The sequence below is a fragment of the Nocardioides sp. Bht2 genome, assembly GCF_047308515.1.
Taxonomy (GTDB): Bacteria; Actinomycetota; Actinomycetes; order Propionibacteriales; family Nocardioidaceae; genus Nocardioides.
Map to the genome: position 1 here is coordinate 17,218 of NZ_JBLBWI010000008.1, position 25,634 is coordinate 42,851.

At 67.7% G+C, this 25,634-nt stretch carries 30 protein-coding genes; 21 read left to right on the plus strand and 9 right to left on the minus strand.

Translation table 11 applies throughout. The features are described from left to right. Positions 1-25: 25 nt before the first annotated feature. The 6 genes from sufD to ACLM5J_RS11860 are packed head-to-tail and all read left to right on the plus strand — an operon-like array spanning position 26 to position 4,457. Positions 26-1,183, plus strand: a complete 1,158-nt coding sequence (gene sufD / locus ACLM5J_RS11835) for a Fe-S cluster assembly protein SufD (protein WP_413656746.1) — start codon at positions 26-28, stop codon at positions 1,181-1,183. After that, positions 1,183-1,518, plus strand: coding sequence for a non-heme iron oxygenase ferredoxin subunit (locus ACLM5J_RS11840; RefSeq protein ID WP_413656614.1), 336 nt, complete (start codon positions 1,183-1,185; stop codon positions 1,516-1,518). The genes sufD and ACLM5J_RS11840 overlap by 1 nt, the downstream gene beginning before the upstream one ends. Positions 1,519-1,553: 35 nt before the next feature. Next, positions 1,554-2,309 (plus strand): Fe-S cluster assembly ATPase SufC, encoded by a 756-nt coding sequence (gene sufC, locus ACLM5J_RS11845; RefSeq protein ID WP_413656615.1) that lies wholly within the window; start codon positions 1,554-1,556, stop codon positions 2,307-2,309. A gap of 35 nt (positions 2,310-2,344) precedes the next feature. Next, a complete protein-coding gene (locus ACLM5J_RS11850) occupies positions 2,345-3,616 on the plus strand; it encodes a cysteine desulfurase (protein WP_413656616.1) in 1,272 nt (423 codons plus the stop codon). Positions 3,617-3,620: 4 nt separating this feature from the next. Continuing rightward, positions 3,621-4,085: a Fe-S cluster assembly sulfur transfer protein SufU gene (gene sufU, locus ACLM5J_RS11855; protein WP_413656617.1), complete on the plus strand. Its 465-nt coding sequence runs from the start codon at positions 3,621-3,623 to the stop codon at positions 4,083-4,085. Positions 4,086-4,094: 9 nt separating this feature from the next. Next, positions 4,095-4,457, plus strand: a complete 363-nt coding sequence (locus tag ACLM5J_RS11860; RefSeq protein ID WP_413656618.1) for a metal-sulfur cluster assembly factor — start codon at positions 4,095-4,097, stop codon at positions 4,455-4,457. A gap of 58 nt (positions 4,458-4,515) precedes the next feature. Here ACLM5J_RS11860 and ACLM5J_RS11865 read toward each other — a convergent pair whose 3' ends face one another. After that, a complete protein-coding gene (locus ACLM5J_RS11865; protein ID WP_413656619.1) occupies positions 4,516-5,247 on the minus strand; it encodes a hypothetical protein in 732 nt (243 codons plus the stop codon). Positions 5,248-5,333: 86 nt separating this feature from the next. Here ACLM5J_RS11865 and ACLM5J_RS11870 point away from each other — a divergent pair, with 86 nt between their 5' ends. Then, complete coding sequence (locus ACLM5J_RS11870) at positions 5,334-7,289, plus strand: GMC family oxidoreductase N-terminal domain-containing protein (RefSeq protein WP_413656620.1); 1,956 nt, start codon at positions 5,334-5,336, stop codon at positions 7,287-7,289. Positions 7,290-7,292: 3 nt separating this feature from the next. On the opposite strand, the gene ACLM5J_RS11875 is transcribed toward ACLM5J_RS11870, so the two are convergent. Further along, entirely contained in the window at positions 7,293-7,913 is a 621-nt protein-coding gene (locus tag ACLM5J_RS11875; protein WP_413656621.1) for an acVLRF1 family peptidyl-tRNA hydrolase, read from the minus strand. A 117-nt stretch (positions 7,914-8,030) separates the two neighbouring features. Here ACLM5J_RS11875 and ACLM5J_RS11880 point away from each other — a divergent pair, with 117 nt between their 5' ends. Beyond that, positions 8,031-8,930: a phosphotransferase gene (locus tag ACLM5J_RS11880; protein WP_413656622.1), complete on the plus strand. Its 900-nt coding sequence runs from the start codon at positions 8,031-8,033 to the stop codon at positions 8,928-8,930. Positions 8,931-8,937: 7 nt separating this feature from the next. Here ACLM5J_RS11880 and ACLM5J_RS11885 read toward each other — a convergent pair whose 3' ends face one another. Further along, complete coding sequence (locus ACLM5J_RS11885) at positions 8,938-9,891, minus strand: neutral zinc metallopeptidase (protein WP_413656623.1); 954 nt, start codon at positions 9,889-9,891, stop codon at positions 8,938-8,940. 70 nt (positions 9,892-9,961) lie between these two features. Here ACLM5J_RS11885 and ACLM5J_RS11890 point away from each other — a divergent pair, with 70 nt between their 5' ends. Continuing rightward, a complete protein-coding gene (locus ACLM5J_RS11890; protein ID WP_413656624.1) occupies positions 9,962-11,560 on the plus strand; it encodes an ABC-F family ATP-binding cassette domain-containing protein in 1,599 nt (532 codons plus the stop codon). 491 nt (positions 11,561-12,051) lie between these two features. On the opposite strand, the gene ACLM5J_RS11895 is transcribed toward ACLM5J_RS11890, so the two are convergent. Beyond that, positions 12,052-12,249, minus strand: a complete 198-nt coding sequence (locus ACLM5J_RS11895) for a hypothetical protein (RefSeq protein ID WP_413656625.1) — start codon at positions 12,247-12,249, stop codon at positions 12,052-12,054. A 96-nt stretch (positions 12,250-12,345) separates the two neighbouring features. On the opposite strand from ACLM5J_RS11895, the gene ACLM5J_RS11900 reads away from it, so the two are divergent. From ACLM5J_RS11900 to ACLM5J_RS11920, 5 genes are all read left to right on the plus strand, one after another. Further along, complete coding sequence (locus ACLM5J_RS11900; protein WP_413656626.1) at positions 12,346-12,606, plus strand: hypothetical protein; 261 nt, start codon at positions 12,346-12,348, stop codon at positions 12,604-12,606. Between the two features lie 91 nt (positions 12,607-12,697). Then, positions 12,698-13,390, plus strand: coding sequence for a hypothetical protein (locus ACLM5J_RS11905; RefSeq protein ID WP_413656627.1), 693 nt, complete (start codon positions 12,698-12,700; stop codon positions 13,388-13,390). A gap of 46 nt (positions 13,391-13,436) precedes the next feature. Then, positions 13,437-14,222 carry an enoyl-CoA hydratase/isomerase family protein gene (locus tag ACLM5J_RS11910; RefSeq protein ID WP_413656628.1) on the plus strand — a complete coding sequence of 262 codons (786 nt, stop codon included), beginning with the start codon at positions 13,437-13,439 and terminating at the stop codon, positions 14,220-14,222. 20 nt (positions 14,223-14,242) lie between these two features. Then, positions 14,243-16,201, plus strand: coding sequence for an ABC transporter ATP-binding protein (locus tag ACLM5J_RS11915; protein WP_413656629.1), 1,959 nt, complete (start codon positions 14,243-14,245; stop codon positions 16,199-16,201). A 1-nt stretch (position 16,202) separates the two neighbouring features. Continuing rightward, positions 16,203-16,958 (plus strand): SDR family oxidoreductase, encoded by a 756-nt coding sequence (locus tag ACLM5J_RS11920; protein ID WP_413656630.1) that lies wholly within the window; start codon positions 16,203-16,205, stop codon positions 16,956-16,958. Here ACLM5J_RS11920 and ACLM5J_RS11925 read toward each other — a convergent pair. From ACLM5J_RS11925 to ACLM5J_RS11935, 3 genes are read right to left on the minus strand one after another with little or no spacing between them, the layout of a single operon-like run. Then, entirely contained in the window at positions 16,955-17,734 is a 780-nt protein-coding gene (locus ACLM5J_RS11925) for an SURF1 family protein (RefSeq protein ID WP_413656631.1), read from the minus strand. The two genes, ACLM5J_RS11920 and ACLM5J_RS11925, sit on opposite strands and share 4 nt — an antisense overlap. A 40-nt stretch (positions 17,735-17,774) precedes the next feature. Beyond that, complete coding sequence (locus tag ACLM5J_RS11930) at positions 17,775-17,987, minus strand: acetone carboxylase (protein WP_413656632.1); 213 nt, start codon at positions 17,985-17,987, stop codon at positions 17,775-17,777. Next, positions 17,987-18,292, minus strand: a complete 306-nt coding sequence (locus ACLM5J_RS11935) for a DUF3099 domain-containing protein (RefSeq protein WP_413656633.1) — start codon at positions 18,290-18,292, stop codon at positions 17,987-17,989. Before ACLM5J_RS11935 ends, ACLM5J_RS11930 begins: the two co-directional genes overlap by 1 nt. 54 nt (positions 18,293-18,346) lie before the next feature. Between ACLM5J_RS11935 and ACLM5J_RS11940 the strand changes: the two genes are divergently transcribed. The 4 genes from ACLM5J_RS11940 (at position 18,347) to ACLM5J_RS11955 (ending at position 20,701) form a co-directional block, all read left to right on the plus strand. Continuing rightward, positions 18,347-18,559 (plus strand): dodecin, encoded by a 213-nt coding sequence (locus tag ACLM5J_RS11940; RefSeq protein WP_413656634.1) that lies wholly within the window; start codon positions 18,347-18,349, stop codon positions 18,557-18,559. A 79-nt stretch (positions 18,560-18,638) separates the two neighbouring features. After that, positions 18,639-19,343, plus strand: coding sequence for a 3-oxoacyl-[acyl-carrier-protein] reductase (gene fabG / locus ACLM5J_RS11945; protein ID WP_413656635.1), 705 nt, complete (start codon positions 18,639-18,641; stop codon positions 19,341-19,343). Positions 19,344-19,377: 34 nt separating this feature from the next. Further along, on the plus strand, positions 19,378-20,148 hold the full coding sequence (gene fabI / locus ACLM5J_RS11950; RefSeq protein WP_413656636.1) for an enoyl-ACP reductase FabI: 771 nt from the start codon (positions 19,378-19,380) through the stop codon (positions 20,146-20,148). 37 nt (positions 20,149-20,185) lie between these two features. Beyond that, positions 20,186-20,701 (plus strand): SixA phosphatase family protein, encoded by a 516-nt coding sequence (locus ACLM5J_RS11955; RefSeq protein ID WP_413656637.1) that lies wholly within the window; start codon positions 20,186-20,188, stop codon positions 20,699-20,701. A gap of 225 nt (positions 20,702-20,926) precedes the next feature. Here the strand turns inward: ACLM5J_RS11955 and serB are convergent, their stop codons facing one another. Together serB and ACLM5J_RS11965 are read right to left on the minus strand one after the other, a co-directional pair. Then, positions 20,927-22,147: a phosphoserine phosphatase SerB gene (gene serB / locus ACLM5J_RS11960; protein WP_413656638.1), complete on the minus strand. Its 1,221-nt coding sequence runs from the start codon at positions 22,145-22,147 to the stop codon at positions 20,927-20,929. Between the two features lie 20 nt (positions 22,148-22,167). After that, a complete protein-coding gene (locus tag ACLM5J_RS11965; RefSeq protein ID WP_413656639.1) occupies positions 22,168-22,917 on the minus strand; it encodes a hypothetical protein in 750 nt (249 codons plus the stop codon). A gap of 134 nt (positions 22,918-23,051) precedes the next feature. On the opposite strand from ACLM5J_RS11965, the gene ACLM5J_RS11970 reads away from it, so the two are divergent. From ACLM5J_RS11970 to ACLM5J_RS11980, 3 genes are all read left to right on the plus strand, one after another. After that, positions 23,052-23,852, plus strand: coding sequence for an ABC transporter ATP-binding protein (locus ACLM5J_RS11970; RefSeq protein ID WP_413656640.1), 801 nt, complete (start codon positions 23,052-23,054; stop codon positions 23,850-23,852). Between the two features lie 59 nt (positions 23,853-23,911). Then, positions 23,912-24,370, plus strand: coding sequence for an NfeD family protein (locus ACLM5J_RS11975; RefSeq protein WP_413656641.1), 459 nt, complete (start codon positions 23,912-23,914; stop codon positions 24,368-24,370). Between the two features lie 68 nt (positions 24,371-24,438). Next, the gene (locus tag ACLM5J_RS11980; RefSeq protein WP_413656642.1) at positions 24,439-25,566 is read left to right on the plus strand and encodes an SPFH domain-containing protein; all 1,128 of its coding nucleotides are present in this window, start codon (positions 24,439-24,441) and stop codon (positions 25,564-25,566) included. Positions 25,567-25,634 lie beyond the last annotated feature (68 nt).

Below are 25,634 nucleotides of genomic sequence, written 5' to 3' on the forward strand. Positions count from 1 at the left end.
GACAGAGAAGAAAAACGACGTGACTGTGACTGCCCCTGCCACCGAGGTCGCCAAGGTGGAGTCCCACCTGCACCCCGAGGGCTCCTTCGACCTCGCCGACCACCCGGTCCCCACCGGACGCGAGGAGATCTGGCGCTTCACCCCGCTGAAGCGGCTCCGTGGCCTGCACGAGGAGGCGCCGCTCACCGGCGTCGAGTACAAGGTCGACGTAGACCTGGCCGACGGCGTCACGGCGCTCGCGGTTCCGGTGGCCGACTCGGCCCGCGGCGCCTCGGGTGCGGTGCCGACCGACCGGGTCGCCGCCCGTGCCTGGGAGGCCACCACCTCGGTCTTCGAGGTCACCGTTCCGGACGAGGCCGTGGTCGAGGGCGCTTCGGTGATCACCTTCACCGGCACCGGCCTGGAGAGCGCTGCCGCCGGCCACCTGGTGGTCCGGGCAGGCAAGTTCTCCAAGTCCACCGTGGTGGTCTCCTACAAGGGCTCCGCGGTCTGGGCCGAGAACATCGAGCTGGTCGTCGAGGACGGCGCGCAGCTGACCTTCGTCACCGTGCAGAACTGGGAGGACGACGCCGTCCACCTGGTCAGCCAGCACGCGAAGATCGGCCGCGACGCGCACCTCAAGCACGTTGCCGTCACCTTCGGTGGCGACGTCGTCCGCTCGGACACCAGCACCGAGTACTCAGGTCCCGGCGGCGGCGTGGAAGGCCTCGGCCTGTACTTCGCCGACGAGGGCCAGCACATCGAGCACCGGCTCTTCGTCGACCACAACCAGCCCAAGACCACGAGCAACGTGATCTACAAGGGTGCCCTGCAGGGTGACGGTGCGCACGCGGTCTGGATCGGCAACGTGCTGATCCGCAAGGTCGCGGAGGGCATCGAGACCTACGAGGAGAACCGCAACCTGATCCTCACCGACGGCACCCAGTGCGACTCGGTCCCCAACCTGGAGATCGAGACCGGTGAGATCGCCGGCGCCGGGCATGCCTCGGCCACCGCTCGGTTCGACGACAACCAGCTCTTCTACCTGCGCTCGCGCGGGATCGACGAGAAGGAGGCCCAGCGCCTCGTCGTCCACGGCTTCTTCAACGACCTGATCCGCAAGATCGACGTCCCGGCGATCGAGGAGCAGTTGGTCGCCACAGTCGAGGCCGAGCTCGCCAAGAACGTCCTGAAGGAAATCTGATGGCGTTCGTCCGGGCTTGTGCGCTCACCGAGGTGCCCAGCGACGAGGCGCTCGGCGTCACCGTCGAGGGCATCGACGTGGCCGTCGCACGCGACGGTGACGAGTACTTCGCGGTCCGCGACGAGTGCTCGCACGCCGCCGTCCCGCTCTCCGAGGGGGAGGTGGCAGGCGGCACCGTCGAGTGCTGGCTGCACGGCTCCACCTTCGACCTGCGCAGCGGCAAGCCCACCTGCCTGCCGGCGACCGAGCCGGTAGCGACCTTCGCGGTGGAGGTGCGCGACGACGAACTGTTCGTCGACGTCACCGCATCGCTCAACGGCGTCAGCGCCTCCTGAACTTTCACTCACGCAACGAAGAGAGAGAACCAAGAATGGCAACCCTCGAGATCAAGGACCTGCACGTCTCCGTCAGCACCGAGGACGGCGACAAGGAGATCCTCAAGGGCGTCACGCTGACCATCAAGGACGGCGAGACCCACGCGATCATGGGCCCCAACGGCTCTGGCAAGTCCACCCTGGCCTACACGATCGCCGGCCACCCCAAGTACACCGTCACCAGTGGCACGATCACGCTGGACGGCGAGGACGTGCTGGAGATGTCCGTCGACGAGCGGGCCCGCGCCGGTCTCTTCCTGGCCATGCAGTACCCGGTCGAGGTGCCCGGTGTGTCGGTGTCGAACTTCCTGCGCACCGCGAAGACCGCCATCGACGGGGAGGCGCCCAAGCTCCGCACCTGGGTCAAGGACGTCAACTCCGCCCTGGACCAGATGAACCTGGACTCCAGCTTCTCGCAGCGTTCGGTGAACGAGGGCTTCTCCGGTGGTGAGAAGAAGCGTCACGAGATCGCTCAGCTCGACCTGCTCGACCCGAAGGTCGCGATCCTCGACGAGACCGACTCCGGTCTTGACATCGACGCGCTGAAGGTCGTCTCCGAGGGCGTCAACCGGTTCAGCGAGCGCGAGAACAAGGGTGTTCTGCTGATCACCCACTACACGCGGATCCTGCGCTACATCAAGCCCGACCAGGTGCACGTCTTCGTGGCCGGCCGCGTTGCCGAGTCCGGTGGCCCGGCCCTGGCCGACGAGTTGGAAGCAAACGGCTACGAGCGCTTCCTCGCCAACGCCTGAGTTCGGACCACCCCACTCAGCTCGAAGGGATTGAGATGACACTGGAGGGCCTGCTGCCCGAGCTTGAGATGATCCGGGCTGATTTCCCGATCCTCGAGCGCACGGTGCACGGACTGCCGTTGGTCTACCTCGACAGCGCCAACACCTCGCAGAAGCCGCAGATCGTGATCGACACGATGGTCGACCACATGGAGCGGCACAACGCGAACGTGGCGCGTGCGATGCACCAGTTGGGTGCCGAGTCGACCGAGGCGTTCGAGGGTGCCCGCGACAAGGTGGCCGAGTTCATCGGCGCCCCGTCGCGTGACGAGGTGATCTTCACCAAGAACGCCTCCGAGGCGCTCAACCTGGTGGCGAACACCCTGTCCTGGGCGCGTGGACGCTACGAGATCGGTGCGGGCGACGAGATCGTCATCACCGAGATGGAGCACCACTCCAACATCGTGCCGTGGCAGCTGCTGGCCGAGCGCAAGGGCGCGACCCTGCGCTGGTTCTCGCTCACCGACGACGGGCAGTTGGACCTCTCCAACATCGACGAGCTGATCACCGAGCGGACCAAGGTCGTCTCCCTGACCTGGGTCTCCAACATGCTCGGAACGGTCAACCCGATCGCGGCGATCAGCAAACGGGCCCACGAGGTCGGTGCGCTGGTCGTCGTCGACGGCGCCCAGGCGGTGCCGCAGATGCCGGTCGACCTGCAGGGCTTCGGCCTGGGCGAGGCGCCGGACTTCCTGGTCTTCACGGGCCACAAGGTGGTCGGCCCGACCGGGATCGGCGTGCTGTGGGGACGGCGCGAGGTCCTGGAGGAGCTGCCGCCGTTCCTCGGTGGTGGCGAGATGATCGCCACGGTCACCATGGAGCGCTCGACCTACGCCGGGATCCCGCACAAGTTCGAGGCCGGCACCCCGCCGATCATCGAGGCCGTCGGTCTCGGCGCCGCGGTGGAGTACCTGGGCCACGTGGGCATGGAGAACGTGCGTCGTCACGAGCACGCGATCACTGCTTACGCCCTGGAGGGTCTGGCCGCCGTCGCCGGGGTCAAGGTTCTCGGCCCGGCCGACGCCGCCCTGCGTGGCGGCGCGATCTCGTTCGAGCTGGACGGCGTGCACCCGCACGACATCGCTCAGGTCGTCGACTCCCGCGGTGTGGCGATCCGCGCCGGTCACCACTGCGCGAAGCCCGCTCACCAGCGGTTCGGCGTCCAGGCCTCGACCCGGATGTCGTCGTACCTGTACACCACGCCGGCAGAGATCGATGCGTTCATCGAGGCGCTGGAATACACCCGCAGCTATTTCAAGTTGAGTTGATGAGATGAGCGCTGCAGAACTGGATGCCCTGTATCAGGAGATCATCCTCGACCATTACAAGAACCCCTTGAACAAAGGGCTGCGTGACGATTTCGAAGCCGAGGTCCATCACGTCAACCCGACCTGCGGTGACGAGATCACCCTGCGGGTACACCTGGTGGACGGCAAGGTCGCCGACGTCTCCTACGACTCGATGGGCTGCTCGATCTCGCAGGCCTCGGCGTCGGTGCTCACCGACCTGGTGATCGGCAAGAGCGTCGACGAGGCGATGGCGATCCACCAGGAGTTCCAGACCCTGATGCAGGGCAAGGGCAACGTCGTCCCTGACGAAGAGGTGCTGGAGGACGGCATCGCCTTCGCCGGCGTCGCCAAGTTCCCGGCACGCGTCAAGTGCGCGTTGCTCTCCTGGATGGCCTGGAAGGACGCGACCGCACAGGCCCTCGCCACCCCCGAATCCCCGGCAAGCTGAGGAGCCCCGATGACTGACCACACTGACCTCCCTGAGGTGCCCGAAGCCACCGGCGCCGTCTCGACCACCACGGTCGACGACGTTACCGAGGCGATGAAGGACGTCGTCGACCCGGAGCTCGGCATCAACGTCGTCGACCTGGGCCTCGTCTACGACGTGCACCTGGACGAGGAGACCAACGTCGTGCTCGACATGACGCTGACCTCCGCGGCCTGCCCGTTGACCGACGTCATCCAGGACCAGACCAACTCCGCGTTGGAGGGCCTGGTCAAGGACGTCACCATCAACTGGGTCTGGATGCCGCCGTGGGGCCCGGACAAGATCTCCGACGACGGCCGCGAGCAGCTGCGCGCGCTCGGGTTCAACGTCTGAGCATCCGTTGCACCTCGCCGAGGGCCGCCCGATCGAAGAGATCGGGCGGCCCTTGGCGTCACTCCGTGATGTAGACCAGAGTGGGCGCCGAGAAGCCGGACCTCTCCGCAGTGGACTCGATCTCTGCCATGCCGAAGGTGAGCCCGGTGTGCGCCGTGATCAGCTCCAGGCCGACGGTGAAGGGATCCTCCTCGGTGTCCGTGAGCGGCTTGCTCAGGTCCACCCAGGCCCGGCTCGCGATGCTGCGCAAATGGTCCGGGTAGAGCGCCGGGTCGTCGACGAAGGCGTACTCGTCGCCGTCGAAGACCAGCGCGCCGTCGGTGGCGGCGGCGAATCGCGTTATGGCGTCGATGTCGTCGCGGACCACAGCTGCCGAACCGCCGATCGCGGAGAGCTTGGCCAACGCCGAGCGGGTCGGATCGCCGTAGCCGGTCAGTTCCACCGCCAGGACGCCTCCGTCGATCCTGCGGAAGCTCCAGACCGTCCGTTCCTCAGGGAGAAGGTCGACCTCGTCCGGATGAACGGTCCTGCTCAGATCGGCACCGAGGATCTTCGCTACCTGGCGTGGTCTGGCACCCCGTACGACCAGGACGCTGACCGAGTCGTAGGGGAGGCCCGGCGACGAATAGTCGAGCGGTGCCGCCTCGTTTCCGGTCATCTCGAACCCAAGGGCCGAGGGGGCGGCGGGTGCTTCGGGCTGGGGATCGCGGGCGGTGGTCTCCGTCCCGGTTGCGCACCCGACCAGCAGCGTGGCCCCGAGGGCTATGGCGAAGGTGAGCGGGACGCGCATGGCGCCAGCGTAGGCGGGCCGGACCGGCGGGGTGGACCGGGGCCGAAAGCGGCCATCGGGGCCGTTGCAGTGTGTACCTTGTCACAATGTCGCCCACTCCCACTGCGCGTGAGCTCGCCGCTGCTGCCCTGATCGCTGACGTGATGGTGCCCGGCGGAGGTGCGGTGCCGCCGGCCTCCGCGCTCGGGGTGCCGGAGCTGATGTTGACCTTGGCCGCTCGCAACCCGCGTGAGGCCGACCGTAAGCAACTGTCGATGCTCCTGCGGGGCTGGGACACCCGCGCTGTCGGCCTGGCGCTGGGTACCCGTGGCCGCCGATTCTCCGAGCTTGACGCCGCCGGGCGCGAACGGGTGCTGTTGGGGCTGGCCAACTCGCGGGTGCCGCAGAAACGTGCGCTCTTCTCGGCTCTGCGGTTCGGGATCATGGTCGCTGCCTACGCGACCCCAGGACCGAGCGGCCACTCGCCGCTGTGGGACGAGGTCGGCTACGACGCTCCGTTCGGCGTGCGCCCCGATGCCGCGCCCCGTGCGCTGTCGCCGGTGCGGTACCAGACCGACACAGAGCTGAGCGCCGACGTCGTGGTGGTGGGCTCCGGCGCCGGTGGCGGTACCGCGGCCGGGATACTGGCCGAAGCCGGGCTCGACGTGGTGGTCCTGGAAGCCGGCGAGTACCACGACGACGCCGACTTCGACGGGTCCGAGCTGACCGCATTCTCGACCTTCTACGCACCGGCGCCGCAGAGCAGCGTGGAGGGCCAGATCGCGCTGATGGCCGGCTATGGGGTAGGCGGAGGCACCGTCGTCAACTACACGACCTCCTTCCGGACGCCGGACGACGTCCGCGCGGAGTGGGCAGGGCTGGGCGCCGGTCAGTTCGCGGAGCAGGAGTACACCGACTCACTCGACGCGGTCTGCGCCCGCCTCGGGGTGAACACCGACCACGACGCGATCGCCCCGCGGGACGCGAAGCTGCAGGCCGGCCTTGAAGCGCTGGGCTGGCACGTCGACACCATGCCCCGCAACGTGAAGGGCTGCGACCAAGGCGTCGAGTGTGGTCGCTGCGGTATGGGTTGTCGGCTCGGCGCGAAGCAGTCCACGGCGAAGACCTGGCTGGTGGACGCCGCCAACGCCGGTGCCCAGATCGTGGTCGGCGCGCGAGCCATGCGGGTCACCCAGGAGTTGGGCCGGGCCAGCGGCGTCGAGGCGGTGACCAGCTCCGGGCATCGGATCACGGTGCGGGCCCGCGCCGTGGTGGCGGCAGCGGGAGCGATCCAGACCCCTGCCCTGTTGCGGCGCAGCGGCCTGGGCAACCCGAACATCGGCCGGCACCTGAGGCTGCACCCGGCGACCGCCGTCTGGGCCCGCTACAACGAGGACGTACTGCCCTGGACGGGATCCCTACAGAGCCGTTTCTCCAAGCAGGACAGAGATCTGGACGGCGCCGGGTACGGCGTCATCTATGAGACGGCGCCGATCACCGCGGCCTTCGGGGCGGCGTTCGTGCCGTGGCACGGGGGAGTCGCCCATGCTGACCGGATGCGCCAACTCCGTTCGTTGGCGCCGATGGTGGTGATCGACCGGGACCGGGACAGCGGTGAGGTGAAGGTCGGTAAGGACGGAGAGCCGGTGGTCAGTTACCGGCTCTCGGCGCGGGACACCGCCCACGTACACCGGGGAATCGTCAACGCGGCAAGGATCGCGGAAGCCTCGGGGGCGGTCGAGATCTTCACGACCCACCAACGGCCGGTCGGGTACGCACCGGGGAGCCGGGGGAGTATCTCCAGCTTCGAGGCCGATGCGTTGGCAGCCGGATACGAGCCTGGACGGGTCGGATTGGCGGCCCTGCACATCATGGGCAGCGCCCGAATGGGTGGCGCCCCCGAGATGTCTGCGGTCAATCCCGACGGTGAGGTCTGGGAGTGCCCGGGCCTCGTGGTCGCCGACGGTTCCTGCTTCCCGACGGCGTCCGGGGTGAACCCGATGATCTCGATCGAATCGATCGCGCACATGAACGCGCGGCGGCTGGCAGCGCGCCTCGTCTGAGCCTCAGGCGTTCACCACGTCGACGGCGACCGACTGGGCGTCGGCGACGGCCTGTTCCAGCACGGAACGACGCGGATCCGGAGTGGCCAGCCACGGACCGGTGACGAGCTCACGCACGGTGCGGAGTCGGGCGTCGTCCAACGCGGCTTCGACCGCGGCATGGTCACCGCCGATCACCAACGCCTGAAGGCCGGAGCGCTCGGTGAGGATGCGCGCGGCATGGTCGGCAGCGGCTCCGAACGCTGCCTTGGCCTGGTTGTCGCGCCGCCGCGCGAACCGTTGCTGGCTCTGTCCGCCGGCCTTCGTCCGGCCCTGCACATGGCGCTGACCGGTCTTGGAGTCGACCAGCTGAGCGCCCTGCAGGCGAGCGATCGCGAACCCGCCCTTGCGGACCAGTAGGACCCCCCAATCCTCAGGCGGGAGTGCCGATCGGGCGAACGCCTCCGGATCGGCGTCGCCCGTCCACTCCTGGGCGAACGGCAGGCGGAACAGACACGTGGAACCGTCTGCGGCGCGCCCGCCCAGCGCGCCGTCGACGACCGTGAAGAGGGTCTCGCCGTGCCGGTGGGCGAAGTTCTCGACCCAACGGGGAAGCCGGGCGGCTGGCAACAGAAGGTCAGGCACGATGCCGACGCTACCTCGCGTCGCCGACGCACGACGGCAGATGGCGCGGGGATCGGCGCGGGTGCCGACGCTGTGCAGATGAGCGATTTCGACTGATTCGCATGTCAAGATCTGAGCATGTGGCAGCCGCAGCCCGGATGGCATGCCCTACCCGGTGGGGGTGGGCCGAGCACCTTGGGAGCGTGGCGTGCCGTCGTCGGAGAGCAGGCGGTCGTCGTCAAACGGTTGGCGGCGCCGCAACCGGGGGACCCGGGTGAGCTGAGCGATCCGCAGCACTTCGCGTATTGGCGTCGGGAGGCGGACGTGCTGAGCGCCGGGCTGGTCGAGGAGACGCCCGGGTTGCGCAGCGGGGGTCCGGCGGCGGTGGACGAGGACGACGAGGGGATCACGCTGATCCAGCCCTGGGTCGAGGATGCCGCGAACAGTGGCCTGGCGATCGCGCGCTGCCTGGGCCGTTTCGCAGCCGCCGACGTGGACGCGCCGTGGCTGGCGCGCCACCAGTTGCGTGATCGACTCGCGCGGGTCGAGCGCAACGGTGCGTGGCGGACCTTGGCCCGGACCACGTTGGCCGACATCGCGGACCGGCTCTGGAGCCGCCGCAACGGCCTGCTCGACCGGCTCGATGAACTGCCCCAGGCGGCCCACCACGGCGATGCGACGCCGGCAAACCTCCGGGGCCGCGAGGGCGACGAACTGGTGGCGATCGACTGGGGGAGTCTGGGGCGCGCGTCGGTCGGCTCCGACCTGGGCTACTTCGCACTCAGCGCCCGCGAAGAGATGACGCCGTTGGCCGAAGCCCACCTGCTCGGGCTGCCCCCGGGGCTCGCCACCCGTTCCGAGGTGGAGCTCGGCGCCCGGGTCACGGCCGTGTATACGGCGTTCAACCGCGCCGAGTGGGCGCTGGCTCGCGCCGCCACGGGTGAGGGGGCGTTGGCCGCGAAGTTCCGGCACCCGAGTGTCGCGCCGTATCTGCGTTCGTTGCAGCGCCTCGTTCCGGAGATCGAGGCGCTGCTCTGAGCAAGGGTCAGCTGCTCCAGATGTTGCAGGCGTTGTAGTCGCCCGACTCGTAGCCCGTGCGGAACCACTGCTCGCGGTCCTGCGAGGAACCGTGGGTCCACTCGTCCGGGTTCACCCGGCCCTGGCTGACCTTCTGGATGTGGTCGTCGCCGACCGCCTGCGCTGCTGCGATGGCTTCCCGTAGGTCGTTCTCGGTGGGGCCCTCGAGGAAGAGCGGTTCGCCGTCGGCGGTGTCGGTGTTCACCGCGTTGTGCACCCACAGGCCGGCGTAGCAGTCAGCCTGGAGCTCCAGCTTCACCGCGTCGCTGTTGCGACCCTTCTGGGTACGCACCTTGCCCATCTGTCCGGTCAGGTTCTGGATGTGGTGGCCGTACTCGTGGCCCAGTACGTACCACTCAACGAAGTCGCCGGGCGGGCCACCGAGCTGCCTGACCAGGACTTCGTCGAAGAAGTCGGTGTCGAGGTAGACCTTCATGTCGCCGGGCGCGGGGCAGTAGAACGGACCGACGGCGGCGCTCGCCTGGCCACAACCGGTGCTGATCGCGCCGGTGAAGGTGACCGTCGCTGCCTCCTGGTACCGGACGCCGGCTGCGGACTGCAACGTGTCGCCCCAGTAGTCCTGGATCGAGTTCACCACCGCGACCCGACCACAGTCGTGGTTGTCGGCAGCGTCCTGGCCGGTCTTGCAGGAGTCGTAGCGCCCGGTATTGGAGGCCGAGCCGCCAGCGACCTGAAGCTGTGAGGGATCGAGGGCGAGGCCGCCGCCTCCGCCGCCGTTGCCCGTGCATTGGAGCAACACGAAGACCGCGATCGCCAGCACCAGACCGAGCCCGCCGCCACCGGCGACCTTGCCGCCCGGGATCGGCATCCGCATGCCGCCGCCGCCCAAACCGCCACCGCCGCCCGAACCGGCGTCACGGACCTGTCCCGCATCAAGTCGTGCTTTGGGGTTGAACCGCATGGTGCAGCCTTTCGCGCCGGGCTCACCGATTCAGGCAGCCACTGTTATCACCCGTACACTAACCACCGAGATGATTACCGCCCAGCAACTCGAGGTCCGGGCCGGTGCGCGGCTCCTCATGGAGAATGTCAACTTTCGCGTCGCAGCTGGCGACAAGGTCGGGTTGGTCGGGCGCAACGGCGCTGGAAAGACCACTCTGACCAAGATCCTGGCCGGCGAGGCCCTGCCCGCCGGTGGCAAGGTGCTGCGCAGCGGAGAGTTGGGCTACCTGCCCCAGGACCCGCGGGTCGGCGACCCCGAGGTGCTCGGACGCGACCGGATCCTCTCCGCGCGCGGCCTCGACGACGTCGTCCGCCGGTTGCGGACCGCCGAGATCGAGATGGGCTCCACCGATCCCGCCGTCGCCGAGAAGGCGATGAAGCGCTACGCCCGCGCCGACAACGAACTGCACGCCAACGGCGGCTACGCGGCCGAGTCGGAGGCGGCCACCATCGCCAGCAGCCTCGGGATCGAGGAGCGGATCCTCAACCAGCCGTTGAAGACGCTCTCGGGTGGTCAGCGCCGCCGGGTCGAGCTGGCCCGGATCCTCTTCGCGGACGCCGAGACGATGCTGCTCGACGAGCCGACCAACCACCTGGACGTCGACTCGATCGTCTGGTTGCGCGGCTTCCTGCAGAACTACAAGGGCGGGCTGATCGTGATCAGCCACGACAACGAGCTGCTCGAAGCGACCGTCAACAAGGTCTACCACCTGGACGCCAACCGCGCCGAGATCGACGTCTACAACATGGGTTGGAAGGCTTACCTGACCCAGCGGGAGACCGACGAGCGGCGCCGGAAGCGCGAGCGCGCCAACGCGGAGTCGAAGGCGAAGACGCTGACCGACCAGGCGAACCGGATGCGGGCCAAGGCCAGCAAGGCGACGGCCGCCCAGTCCATGCTCAAGCGGGCCGAGAAGATGATGGCCGGCCTCGAGGGCGAACGTCAGTCTGACAAGGTCGCCCGGATCAAGTTCCCGTCGCCTGCCGCGTGTGGCAAGACGCCGATCACCGCCAAGGAACTGTCGAAGTCCTTCGGATCGCTCGAGGTCTTCATGGACGTCGACCTGGCGATCGACAAGGGCAGCCGGGTCGTGATCCTCGGGTTCAACGGTGCCGGCAAGACGACGATGCTGCGGATCCTCGCCGGAGTCGACAAGCCGGATACCGGTGAGGTGATCCCCGGTCATGGTCTGAAGGTCGGCTACTACGCTCAGGAACACGAGACCCTGGACGTGAAGCGCACCGTGCTGGAGAACATGCAGAGCGCCGCTCCGCAGCTCACCGACACCGAGGCCCGCAGCGTGCTCGGCTCCTTCCTCTTCTCCGGCGACGACGTACACAAACCGGCCGGGGTCCTCTCCGGTGGCGAGAAGACCCGGTTGGCGCTGGCCAGCCTGGTCGTCTCCAGCGCCAACGTGCTGCTGCTCGATGAGCCGACCAACAACCTCGACCCGGCCTCGCGCGAAGAGGTGCTGGCCGCGATCCGCACCTATGAGGGCGCGATCATCCTGGTCACCCACGATGAGGGCGCCGTCCGTGCTTTGGAGCCTGATCGCGTGCTGCTGTTGCCGGATGGCGACGAGGACCTCTGGTCCGACGACTACGCGGATCTCGTCTCCTTGGCGTGAACCTTCGGTGATCGTCCTCTGGCAACGTGCGGATCCAACCCCGATGCACCTTCGAAGGGTGTTCTCTCCGGGCACACGGAACCAACCGAGGCGGTGGGGGGACGGTTTGTCGTGGTCTTCCCACGCGCAGGCCGCGGAGGCGCGTCGGCCAACGCTATGGCGGTGGGTGCACGAGGAGTGACGTCCAGGCAGGGTGTCCAACCTGGTGATGGGTGCGGCATTTCCGATTGCTGCGTGGGACCCTTGCTGGTGGTACTCGTGGACCCATGATGGCAGCGCCGCAAGTCGAGCGGATTCGGAGTTGTAGAACTTCTGAACGCCCACCCTCAGGCAGGGCGCGGTCGAAACGCTCGATCTTCGTGTTGGCCTGCGGTTGGTAGGGCCGGTCTTCTTCGGCGTGATGCCCAACTCGGAGCAGGTGTCGCGCCACAGGTGTGATGTGTTGAAACTGCCGCTGTCACTGGTCACGCGCTGCACGGTGACCCCGCGCGCTAGCAGCCGCCGTCGGGCACCTTGTCGAGGTTCCTGGCGTCGACGTGGAGCAGGTCGCTTGGTCTTTCGCGTTCGTAGCGGCGGATCGGTCCGCCGGCGGCTCGGTCGATGTGGGTCAGGCGGTTGATCCTGCACGGGATCAAGACTGCGTGCACGGTTGATGCGGCCATGCCGAGTCGATTGGCGATCTCGACCAACGTGCCTGGGCACCACGCTAGGAACGCAGGTCGGTGAGAGCGCGCTCGGGAACCGGTATCCGGGCGAGGACGTCATAGTTCTTATGAGTGCGTTCGATGATCGCCCTACGGAGAACTTGTGATCCGCGCGACAAGTTTTCGGTAGATTTCTCCAACATTCCAGATATCCAGAACGGTGCTGATTGGGCGATGGGTCATCTGGAGTTGGCAACCACGCTTCAGGCGACCGAGAAGGACTGTGGGCCAAACACAGATAACAAGTTTCGCCAGGTCGATCTCGATGGCGATCGTGGAGAGTCGACATTGTCGACGATCTCCGCCCTTTCGAGCCGATTGCATGGTCAGAGGTCACATTGAGAGCGGAAGTACGAGTCGTTGGCTGGAGTACAACAACCATCACATCAATGACGTGAACGGTTGGTACTGACCGAATGGACGGAGTTTCAGGATGAACTTGAACCACAAGATTGCATGCCTGGTTGCTGCGACGGTCCTGACAGGGCTGGTAGCCGGCTGTGGCGAACAGACCACGGCCGACCGTTCACCGTCGGCCCCGGCAGGCACAGCCAGCTCAGCCAGGTCGGAGACGCTGCTTGCCGACGAGCGGTTGCCAGCCGAGGCTAAGGCCGGACTTGTGGTCGCCGAGATTGACACAGCACTCGTTGCGCCGATGCCTTTCGACCCGACGCGGTCACGTACCGATCTGTTTGCGTTGGGACGCCTCGTTGAATTTGTGGCTGGGCCCCGCGCGAAGGGGAAGGATCCGGAGCTGGAGAGCGGAACGGTGGTTGCCGTCATCGACTCCGTGGCACTGTTGGTCGGACCGGAACCGGAGACGGAACGGTTGTATGTGAGTTTCTCTGGAGTCGGGCTGAGTAGCTTGCAGCGCGCCGTGCCTCAGGGCACCCCCGTCCTGCTGGCGGCCTCGATGCAGACGGGAGACGATGATCCGTACTTGGATGACCCGTACCAAGGGTTCGCTGAGGGCGCGACCCGATACGTCACGAGTTCTACTCGGTTCGCGATTGCCGATGGCAGCCAGCACACCTGGTTTCCCTTGGCACAGCAGACCTTCGACCAACCGCTGACGGCCGGAGTTCCAGCCGAACTGACCGGCCGCCTGCCGAAAGGTCTCACCTGATCCCTAGCAACGCCAACGGACATGGCTTCATGGCATGCTGCGAGCCATGGAGACCCGTGCGTACCCCGAAGCCGGCCTGAGCGTCACCGTTGACGGTGCGGTGGCGACCCTGATCCTGGACCGCCCCGAGGCGAAGAACGCCCAACATCCCGCGTTGTGGGCGGCGATGACGGAGGCGCTCGACTCCTTCGACGAGCAGATCCGGGTCGTCGTCGTCCGTGGGGCCGGCGGCACCTTCAGCGCTGGGCTCGACCTCTCCCTGCTCGACCCGGCTCGGGCCGGTGAGGAGGGCAGCATGGTGTCGTTGGCCGGTCAGGGCGCGCAGGCGATCATCGACCAGATCGACGTCTACCAGCAGCCGTTCGCCAAGCTCGCCGACCCGCGGTTCATCTCGATCGCGGTCGTCGAGGGATTCGCGATCGGGGCCGGGTTCCAGTTGGCGCTCTGCTGCGACCTCAGGATCGTCGCCGACGACGCCCGCTTCTGCATGAAGGAGCCCGCGCTGGGCCTGGTGCCGGATCTGGTGGGAACAAAGCCACTGGTCGAGGCGGTTGGGTATGCGAGGGCTTTGGAGATCTGTGCCACGGCCCGTTGGGTGAACGGTGAGGAGGCTGGCCGGATCGGTCTGGCTCAGGTGGTAGCTCCGGCAACGGAGCTGGACGCGGAGCTGGCGAAGCTGGTCGGTAGCCTCACCCAGCATCCGGCGGCGGCGGTGCGGGCAACCACCCAGCTCCTCCAGATGGCAGGACAGCAGACACTCACTGAACAACGGCTCGCAGAGCGCACCGCACAGGCAGATCGGTTCCGAGAGATCGCCGCAGCGCTCACGTAACGCACCACCAGGAGGTACCCATGTCAGGAATGGGCGGGATGGGCGCCACCTTCCGTACGATGCGTACGGATCGCAGTGTGGTCAACAACAAGCTTGACCGTTCGACGGTCCGCCGCGTCGTCTCCTTCGCGCGTCCGCATCGCCGGTTGATCGCAGCGTTCCTGGCGATCACCGTCGTCGACGCGGGCCTGGTGGTCGTGACACCCCTGCTGGTGCAGCGGATCGTCGACCACGGCATCCTTAAGGGCGACACCTCGCTGGTGGTCTGGTTGGCCGCGGGGATGGCGCTGACGGCGTTGATCGGCGGCATCCTGGCTGTCTTCAGCGGGTGGTTCTCCTCTCGGATCGGTGAGGGCCTGATCTTCGACCTGCGGACCAAGGTCTTTGGCCATGTCCAGCGCCAGCCGATCGCCTTCTTCACCCGCACCCAGACAGGCGCTCTGGTCTCCCGGTTGAACAACGACGTGATCGGCGCGCAGCGGGCATTCACCTCCACGCTGTCGAGCACGGTCTCCAACAGCATCTCGGTGCTCGTCGTCGGAGTCGCGATGCTGGCCCTGAGTTGGCAGGTGACGCTGGCCTGCCTGGCACTCTTCCCGATCCTGCTGCTGGCCTCGCACTGGGTCAGCAATCGCCTTGCCGGGCTGACTCGGCAGCAGATGGATGGCAACGCCGACCTCGGCAACCAGATGACCGAGCGGTTCAACGTGGGCGGCGCGATGCTGCTCAAGCTTTTCGGCCGACGCGATGCCGAGGACGTACTTTTCGCCCAGAAGGCGAGCACGGTCCGTGACCTGGGGATCCAGATCTCGCTCGTGACCAGGATCTTCACCGCCACGATGACCACGGTGCCGGCGTTGGCCACGGCATTGGTCTACGGCGTCGGTGGGGCGATGGCGATCCGCCAGGAGCTCAGCGTCGGAACGGTCCTAGCGTTGGCCACCTTGCTGCTGCGCCTGCTTGGCCCGCTGCAAGGGCTCTCCAATGTTCGGGTCGACGTGATGACGGCGCTGGTCAGCTTCGAGCGGGTCTTCGAGGTACTGGATCTGCCGTCGACGATTGTGGAACGCCCGAACGCAAAGAAGGTCCGGCCGGGGCCGCTCAGCGTCGAGTTCGACGACGTCGCCTTCACCTACCCCAGCGCGGACGAGATCTCGCTGGCATCGTTGGAGAAGGTGGCCCGCCGGGGGACAGCCCGATCGGGACCGGTGCTGCGTGGGCTGAGCTTCACCGCGGAGCCGGGCCAGATGGTCGCGCTGGTCGGACCTTCCGGGGCCGGGAAGTCCACGGTCACCCATCTGGTCGCCCGGCTCTACGACGTCAGCGGCGGCGCGGTCCGGGTCGGAGGTACGGACGTCCGTGACCTGGAGTTGGAGTCGTTGGAGGACGCGGTGGGGTACGTCACCCAAGACGCTCACATGTTCCACGACACCGTGCGCGCCAACCTTCTCTACGCCCGCCCCGGCGCTGACGACCGCGACATCTGGGAGGCCCTCGAGGCCGCACGGATCGCCGAACTGGTCCGTTCCTTGCCCGACGGACTGGACACGGTGATCGGTGATCGCGGATACCGACTCTCGGGTGGCGAACGGCAGCGGCTGGCGATCGCCCGCCTGCTGTTGAAGGCACCGGCGATCGTGGTCCTCGACGAGGCGACCGCGCACCTGGACTCCGAGTCCGAGGTCGCCGTGCAGGCCGCGTTGGAGCGGGCGTTGGTGGGGCGGACCTCGATCGTCATCGCGCACCGGCTCTCCACGGTCCGCAACGCCGATCAGATCCTGGTCGTCGACGGCGGGCGGATCGTCGAGCGCGGGACCCACGATGAGCTGCTGACCCACGACGGCCTCTACGCTGACCTGTATCGCACCCAGTTCCAGCAGGTGCCCGACTTTCCCGGCGACGTCCTGTGCGCCTGGTGTGACCAGTCCGGTCCCCACGAACACGGAGCACACAGCGAGCCGGTACCCGCCAAGGAGTGACATGGATCTGCAGCTCGACCAGCGCGTCTATCTGGTGACCGGGGGATCGGGCGGCCTCGGTCGCGCCACCGCCGAACAACTGGTCGCCGACGGCGCCAAGGTGCTGATCTCGGGACGCAGCGAGGAGGCTTTGCAGCATGCCGTCAGCGAGCTCGGCCCCAACGCCGCGTTCGAGGTGGCCGACAACGCCGACCCGGCCAGCGCCGAGCGGCTGGTGGCGGCGACCTTGGCGCGCTTCGGGCGGCTCGACGGCGTCCTGATCTCGGTCGGCGGGCCGCCGACCGGCACGCCGATCACCAACACCGACGAGCAGTGGCAGGCGTCGTTCGACTCGGTCTTCCTGGGTGCGGTCCGGATCGCGCGCAGCGCCGCGGCAGTGCTCGGCGAGGGCGGCTCGATCACCTTCGTGCTCTCCAGTTCGGTAAAGGCGCCGTTGGAAGGCTTGGCGATCTCCAACGGATTCCGACCTGGTCTGGCGATGTTCGCCAAGGACCTGGCCCGTGAGCTCGGCCCCCGAGGGATCCGGGTCAACGGCTTGCTGCCGGGTCGGGTCGGCACCGACCGGGTCCTCAAGATCGACGACGGCGCAGCCGATCCGGCGGCCGCCCGGGCCGCGGTCGAAGCCACGATCCCGTTGCGGCGTTACGGAAACCCCGATGAGTTCGGGCGGGTGGCCGCGTTCCTGATGTCGCCGGCCGCCTCGTTCGTCAGCGGTGCGATGGTCCCCGTCGACGGCGGGATGTTGCAGGCGCTCTAGGCGTTGGCGTCCTCGTCGACGTCGGCCGTTTCGGCGGTCGCGGGCTGCTTACGGCCGCCACGCCACTCGTCGACCGCCATCCAGACGAAACCCAGCAGGGCGAGGAAGCCGAAGAACCACCACTGCAGGCCGTAGAAGAAGTGTGGGCCGTTGTTGATCTCGGGCAACTCGGCCAACTTCAGGTCGCTCTCGGGGTCCGGGTCCTCAGAGACCAGGTCCACGAAGCCACGGAAGGTGGGGTTGCCGGTCGCCTCGGCGATCTTCTCGGCGCTGATCGACCGCGTCGAGTGGTCGTTGACCTTGGTCGAGTCACCGGTGGCGTCCTTGCGGACCCAACCGACCACGGTGACCTCGCCGGACGGGGGAGCGGGCAGTTCCTCGGGCCGGGTCCCTCGGTTCTCGGTGGCCATCCAGCCCCGGTCGACGATCAGTGAGGTTCCGTCCTCGGTCACCAGCGGGACGACCACGTCGACCCCGGCCGCGCCGTCGCGGGTGCGGTAGCGGACCACGATGGTGTTGTCCACGTCGTAGGTGCCGGTCGCAGTGACCCGGCGCCACTCGTTCTGCTTGGAGACGCCGTTCTCGGTGGAGAGCACCTCAGCCGCCGGGACGGGCTCAGCGGCCTCGTTCCGCTCGATGATCGCGTTCTTCTCCTTGCGATCGTCGAGACGGTGGAACTGCCACTCGCCGAGCCACCAGGCACCCCACGCCAAGGCGATCACGGTGACCAGGAAGAGAATCCAACGCCGGGAGAAGAAGAACGACAACGAACGCACCTGCTGAGGCTATCTGTGCGGGTGAAAGACCGTCGAAACGTCAGCGCTCGACGGCGGTGTCGAGCTCGTCGACCGGCTGCGTCTCCTTCAGGAACCCGCGGGCGCTGAGGAAGGAGCCCAACGACTCGCGGTGATCCGCACAGGCCAACCAGATCTTGCGACGATCCGGGGTGTGCAGCTTCGGGTTGTTCCACAGGTGTTGCCAGGCGGCCGGCTGGGTGCAGCCCTTGGCCGAGCAGATCATCTCGGTCATCAGTCTTTCCTCGGCAGCTCTCGGCCCATCGCGCTGTGCGGGGTCAACTCGGTCTCCTCGTTGCGGCGCATGGGCACGGCGTTCGCCATCACCACGGCGAAGTACGGCAGGAAGATCGCGCCCGCGAAGAGGATCCAGCGGAGGAAGCCGGGGCCGATCGCCACGGCACCGAGGAAGCACGCCGCACGGATCGCCATCGAGATCACGTAACGACGCTGGCGGGCGGACAGGTCTTCCCCGCGACCCGGCTCAGCAGTGGTGATGCGGATCGCCTCAGAATCCCGCCGCGAGGCCCTTGACGACATACCTCGATCCTACGCTCTAGGGTTGAGTCAATCGACTTCAGGAGGCATTCAGCCATGACCAACCGCACCTACCGCGTCACCGAGATCGTCGGCACCTCGCCCGAGGGTATCGACCAGGCCGTTCGCAACGGCATCGAGCGGGCAGCTCAGACCCTGCGGCACGTCGACTGGTTCGAGATCACCCAGGTCCGCGGCCAGGTCAAGGACGGTGCCGTCGAGCACTTCCAGGTCGGTATCAAGGTGGGCTTCCGCCTCGAGGACGAGTGAGATAGCGCACGTTCGCCGAGCGTCTCCGGTGGGCCTGTCGACTGGGTCTACCGGAGGGTAATCACTACCGTCGGAACACGTGAGCAGATCTGTACTCATCACCGGCGGCAACCGCGGCATCGGCCGCGCCCTTGCCGAGGCATTCCTGGCCCAGGGCGACAAGGTCGCCGTCACCACGCGGAACGGCGGCGCACCGGAGGGCGCGCTCGACATCCGCTGCGACATCACCGATGCGGCTGCGGTCGACGCGGCCTTCGCTGAGATCGAGCAGGCACATGGGCCGGTCGAGGTGCTGGTCGCCAACGCCGGGATCACCCGCGACACCCTGGTGTTGCGGATGTCGGACGACGACTGGGACGACGTGATCGCCACCAACCTGACCGGCTCCTTCCGGGTGGCGCGCCGCGCTGCCAAGGGGATGCTGCGGCTGCGCCGCGGCCGGATCATCTTCATCTCGTCGGTGGTCGGCCTGCTGGGCTCGCCCGGCCAGGTCAACTACGCGGCGTCCAAGAGCGGCCTGGTCGGCATGGCTCGCTCGCTGGCCCGGGAGCTCGGCTCCCGGTCGATCACTGCCAACGTGGTCGCACCGGGCTTCATCGAGACCGACATGACCGATGTCCTCCCCGAGGAGCAGAAGAAGGCCTACCAGGGGCAGATCCCGCTGGGCCGCTTCGGCGCCGTCGAGGACATCGCCAGCGCCGTCACCTGGTTGGCCAGCGATGGTGCGGGCTTCGTGACCGGTGCGGTGATTCCGGTCGACGGCGGCATGGGCATGGGCCACTAGGCCCCTTACACAACGAGCTTGAGGACGAAGACACGTGGGCATTCTTGAAGGTAAGCGGATCCTGGTCGCCGGGGTCACCATGGACAGCTCGATCGGTTTCGCGATCGCGAAGGTGGCGCAGGAACAGGGCGCGACGGTGCTGATCTCCAACTTCGGCCGCGCACTGGGCATCACCAAGCGGATCGCCAAGCGGCTCCCGGTCGAGCCGCCCGTGCTGGAGCTGGACGTGACCGACCCCGAGCACCTCGAGCGGCTCCCGGAGCTCGTCCGCGAGCACATCGACGGTCTGGACGGCGTCGTCCACTCGATCGCCTACGGCAACCCGGAGACCCTGCTCGGTGGCAACTTCCTCCAGGGCCCCTGGGACGACGTCGCCCAGGCGGTGCAGGTCTCGGCCTACTCGCTGAAGTCGCTGGCGACCGCCACCAAGCCGCTGATGAGCGAGGGCGGTTCGGTGGTCGGCCTGACCTTCGACGCCACCGTGGCCTGGCCGGCCTACGACTGGATGGGTGTCGCGAAGGCCGCTCTGGAGTCCACCTCCCGCTACCTGGCCCGCGACCTCGGCCCCGAGGGCATCCGGGTCAACCTGGTCTCCGCCGGTCCGCTGCGCACGCTTGCTGCCAAGGCGATCCCCGGTTTCGGTGACCTCGAGGACATGTGGAGCACCCGGGCCCCGCTCGGATGGGACAACACCGACCAGGAGCCGACCGCGCGCGCCGTGGTCGCGCTGCTGTCGGACTTCTTCGGTGCCACCACCGGTGAGATCGTGCACGTCGACGGTGGCTTCCACGCGATGGGTGCATGACCCTTCCGCAGTTGTCTGAAGATGACAGACTGACGTAGTGCAGACGCATCGGCGAACCCTGGTTCTGGTCCGGCACGCGAAAGCCGAGGACTACGGTCCTTCGGACCATGCCCGGGCGTTGACCCAGCGCGGGCGCAACGATGCGGCAGAGATCGGACGGCGCCTGGGCTCGGCACGGATCGTGCCCGCCCAGGCGCTGGTCTCCGACGCGCTGCGTACCCAGCAGACCTACACCGAGATCGCTCGTGCGGCAGCGTTCGACTGCCCCGTGATCTCGTCACCGGCCCTCTATGCGGCCGGTCCGGACACCGCGCTTGACCTGATCCGCGACACCGCCGAGTCGGTCGATGCGCTGATCGTGGTGGGGCACAACCCGACGTTGGCGTTGATCGCTGCCTCCCTCGACGACGGGGAGGGGAACGTCAGTGCGTCTACGGCGATGGTCGCAGGGTTTCCGACGGCCGCCTGCGCCGTCTTCGGCGTGACCGGTGACTGGCCCGACCTGCGTCCGGCCAGCACTTCATTGGTCGACTTCTGGGTCTCGCGGGCCTGACGCTTCTGGGTGGGCCGGGCCTAACGCTGATCGATCGCTGACCATCGGTGATCGAGCCTGTCGAGATCACGGTCTCGACAAGCTCGACCTCCGAGGTTCGGTGATCGAGCCTGTCGAGATCAGGGTCTCGACAAGCTCGACTTCCGAGGTTCGTTGATCGAGCCTGTCGAGATCAGGGACTCGACAAGATCGACCTCCGAGGTTCGGTGATCGAGCCTGTCGAGATCAGACCGGCGGTGCTGGAGTGACGATGCCGGCGGCGGCGTCGGCAGCCTCGATCTCTTCGCGGGTGATCCCGAGGAGGTACATGATCGCGTCGAGGTAAGGCACGTTGATCGCGGTCTCGGCAGCTGCCTGGACGACCGGCTTGGCGTTGTAGGCGATGCCCAGCCCGGCGGCGTTCAGCATGTCGAGGTCGTTGGCGCCGTCGCCGATCGCGATCACCGCGGACTCCGGCACCCCGACGTCGACCGCGAAGCGGCGCAGCGCCGCGGCCTTCCCGGCCCGGTCGACGACCTCGCCGACGATCGCTCCGGTCAGGAAGCCGTCGCGGACCTCGAGCTCGTTGGCGTGGGAGTAGTGGATGCCGAGGTCGGCGGCGATCCGGTCGGTGATCTGGCTGAATCCGCCCGAGACCAGCGCGAAGCGGTAGCCGAGGCGGCGCAGGGTACGGACCAGGGTCCGGGCGCCGGGGTTGAGCTGGATCGACTCGTAGACCTGGTCGATCGCGGCTTCGGGGACACCCTTGAGCAGGGCCACCCGGCTGCGCAGCGACTCCTCGAAGTCCAGTTCGCCGCGCATCGCCTGCTCGGTAACGGCGGCGACCTCGGCCTCGCAGCCGGCGTGGGCGGCCAGCATCTCGATGACCTCGCCCTGGACCAGGGTCGAGTCGACGTCCATCACGATCAGGCGTTGGCTGTGCCGGATCAGGCTGGCCGGCTGGACCGCGACGTCGACGCCGAGCGCAGAGGCCTCCTCGGCCAGGGAGGTGCGCAGGGCGCCAGGCGCGATGCCGGAGACGTGGAACTCGATCGCGGTGACCGGGTAGCGCGCCATCCGGACGATCCGGTCGATGTTGGCTCCGGCGTCGGCGATCCGGCCGGTGATCGCGGCGACCGCGGACGCCTTCAACGGACTGCCGATCACGGTGACGTGGCAGCGGCCCTCGCGACGGGCCTTGTTGTCGCCGGTACCCCGCTCGACCTCGACCTGCATGCCGAGCTCCTCGCCGGCTTCGACGACCTGGTCACGGAGCTTCTTCCAGTCGCGCGGAGCGCTGACCAGGACACCGAGCACGAGGCGACGCCGGAGCACGATCTGCTCCAGGTCCAGGACCTCGACCCCGGCGTGGGAAAGGGTACGGAAGATTGTCGACGTCACTCCTGGCCGGTCCTTGCCGGTTAGGGTGATCAACAGGGTCTTGGGTGCCTCTACCTGCTCGTTCATCTCACCGCGAAGGGTATCGCTCACCAGGCGGCGACGCTCACCGGTGGCCACACCTCGGGAGAACACGCCGCAACCAGCGCAGTCCGCGCGGCTTGGGCCAGTGGGGTGAGGGTTGATTGTCGGTGGGCGATCTCCTGGGCGGAGACGGCGCCGCCTTCGTCGATCAGGGCGAGCTCGACGATGCTCTCGGCCTGCCAGGCCCGTCCGGCGAGGTCGACCGCGTCGGTCGGGGTCCCGCCCGGTGCGATGAAGGTGGTCCGATGCCGCAGGTTCATCAGTTCATCGGCGACCTCGGGACGCCAGCGGGCGACGTCGAGGTCGGCGAGCGCGGTGGCGCACTGACTGAGTGTGGCGCGCAGTTGCCGGGACGCCTCGCCGAGGTCCGTCAGCTGCCGTCGGTGCGCGGGCAACAGTTGCCACATCACCCCGGGGCCGGCCCGGTAGGGCACCAGTCCGCCGGCGCCACCGGCCAGGACGACCGCCTCGCCGATCTCGGTGGCTGCCCGGTTGAACGGCGCTGGTCCGCCGAGACCCGTCAGGGCTCCCGGCGTCGGCAGCGCGAGGCCGGCGCTGTCGGCAAGACGACGTAGGTGGGGGAGCGCCAGCAGCAGCGGCAAGGTGCCGTCGACGCCAGGGAGCCCCGCAACGTCGTGAGCCACGTCGTCGGCTACGACGTGGTTGGTCAGATCGTCGGGGTTGGCGTAACCACGACTCCAACTGGTGAACCACCAGGCGAATCTTCCGCTCAGGGTGGGGAGCTGCACGGACATGGGCACAGAGCCTAGTGGCCCGTGTCGGAAGTTGTTGGGCGGTCAGCGTGCTCGGGGCACGCACCCCGAGCACGCCAACCATCCCAGAACCTCCGACACACGCCACTGGCGAGGCGCCACGTAGGCTTCGGCCCATGAGCGCGGTCCTGGAGTTTGCCGAGGTCACTGTCAAGCGTGGTGGAACCACCCTTCTTGACTCAGTGGACTGGGTGGTCGAAGAGGACGAACGCTGGGTCGTGTTGGGGCCGAACGGCGCCGGTAAGACCACCTTGATGCAGTTGGCGTCGGCCAACATGCACCCCACCAGCGGCGTCGCCGCGATCCTGGGCGAGGTGCTGGGGGCTGTCGACGTCTTCGAACTCCGCCCGCGGATCGGCGTCACCAGTGCGGCTGTGGCGGAGCGGCTGCCACGCGACGAACTGGTTCGCGACCTCGTCGTCTCCTCGGTCTACGGCGTGCTCGGGCGCTGGCGCGAGCAGTACGACGACCTGGACCATGACCGGGCCCGGGATCTGCTGGTCGAACTCGGCGCCGGCGCACTGATCGACCGCACCTTCGGCACCTTGAGTGAGGGTGAACGCAAGCGGGTGCAGATCGCCCGGGCGTTGATGGCAGACCCTGAACTGTTGCTGCTCGATGAGCCGGCCGCCGGTCTCGACCTCGGCGGCCGTGAGGATCTGGTCTCCACCTTGGAGATGCTGGCCTTCGACCCGGGCTCCCCGGCAACCGTGCTGGTCTCCCACCATGTCGAAGAGATCCCGCCCGGTTTCACCCACGGTCTGTTGCTGCGCCAGGGCCGGGTGATGGCCGCGGGGCCGCTCGACGAGGTGATCACCGAGCCGTTGCTGGGCCAGACGTTCGGCATGCCGCTGGTGGTCACCAAGGAGGACGGCCGCTACGCGGCCCGTCGTCGTCGCGGACGTCGTCAGGGCTGAGGGTCCACCAGTCGTTCAGACCGGCCGTGGCGTGTGGCGTGATGGCCTAGGGTCTGGATATGGAGTGGTTGCACGACAATGCCTGGGCTGCGTGGCTCGGCCTGATGATCCTGCTCGGCGTCGCAGAGACCTTGAGCCTGGAGTTGGTCCTGATCATGTTGGCCACCGGCGCCGGCGTCGGCATGGTCGCGGCTCTGGTCGGCGCACCCGTATGGGCACAGGCGATCCTGGCCGCGGTGACCGCGCTGGCGGCGCTGGTCCTGGTCCGCCCGACGATGCTCGCCCGGCTCCGTTCGGGCCCCGAGTTGACCCTCGGCCACGACAAGCTGGTCGGAACCCAGGCGGTCGCGTTGTCGCGGATCACCGGCTCGGAGTCGGGACTGATCCGCCTCGGCGGTGAGGAGTGGACCGCGCGCGCCTACGACGACACCACGATCATCGAGCCCGGCCAGCGGGTCGACGTGCTGCAGATCCACGGAGCCACAGCACTGGTCCATCCGATCCCCGAGATCGAGTAGCGGATCGGTTTGACACCGAGCGCCCGTGGGGAAGGAACCGACGTGAGAATGAGCGAGAGGAATACGGGATGGTTGTTCTGATCCTGCTGGCGCTGCTGCTGCTCTTCGTAGTGGTGGTGCTGGCCAAGACCGTGCGGATCGTTCCGCAGGCACAGGCCGCGATCGTCGAACGGTTCGGTAAGTACAAGGCGTCACTGCCGGCCGGCCTGAACCTGCTGGTGCCGTTCATCGACCGCGTCCGGTACATGATCGACCTGCGTGAGCAGGTGGTCTCCTTCCCGCCGCAGCCGGTGATCACCGAGGACAACCTGGTGGTCTCGATCGACACGGTGATCTACTTCCAGGTCACCAACCCGGTGGCGGCGACCTACGAGATCGCGAACTACATCCAGGCCGTTGAGCAGCTGACGATGACGACGCTGCGCAACATCGTCGGTGGGATGGACCTCGAGGAGGCGCTGACCAGCCGTGACGCCATCAACAGCCGTCTTCGCGGCGTGCTGGACGAGGCGACCGGTAAGTGGGGGATCCGGGTCAACCGCGTGGAGCTGAAGGGCATCGACCCGCCGCCGTCGATCAAGGACTCGATGGAGAAGCAGATGCGGGCCGACCGTGACAAGCGTGCGGCGATCCTCACCGCCGAGGGTCAGCGCCAGTCCGCGATCCTCACCGCTGAAGGTGCCAAGCAGTCGGCGATCCTGACCGCCGAGGGTGATCGGGAGGCGCAGATCCTCCGCGCCCAGGCAGACCGTGAGGCGCAGATCCTCCGGGCCCAGGGTGAGGGCCAGGCCATCCAGACCGTCTTCCAGGCGATCCACGACGGCCAGCCGGACCAGTCGCTGTTGGCCTACCAGTACCTGCAGATGATGCCGAAGATCGCGGAGGGCGACGCCAACAAGGTGTGGATCGTGCCGTCCGAGATCGGGAAGGCCCTGGAAGGTCTGGGCTCCACGATGACCAACCTGCAGGGGATCCCGAAGGACGCCACCCCGCGGGTCCGGGTCGACATGGGCGAGCCGATCCAGGCCGCTGCAGCCGACTCCTCGCAGGCGGGCGCGCATGCCGCCGTCCAGGAGGCGCTGGCTGCGGCTCGGGGCGCGGCCGTCGGGAGCCAGGCAGCCGCGGCTGCCCAGCCGACCGACAGCGAGGCTGACTCGGGCCCGGCAGTTGAGCCGCCGCTGGAGCCGGGGAGCTGACCACACCTGGTACGACGAAGGCCGGGAACCCGAACGGGTTCCCGGCCTTTCGTGCTTCTGTCTCTGAT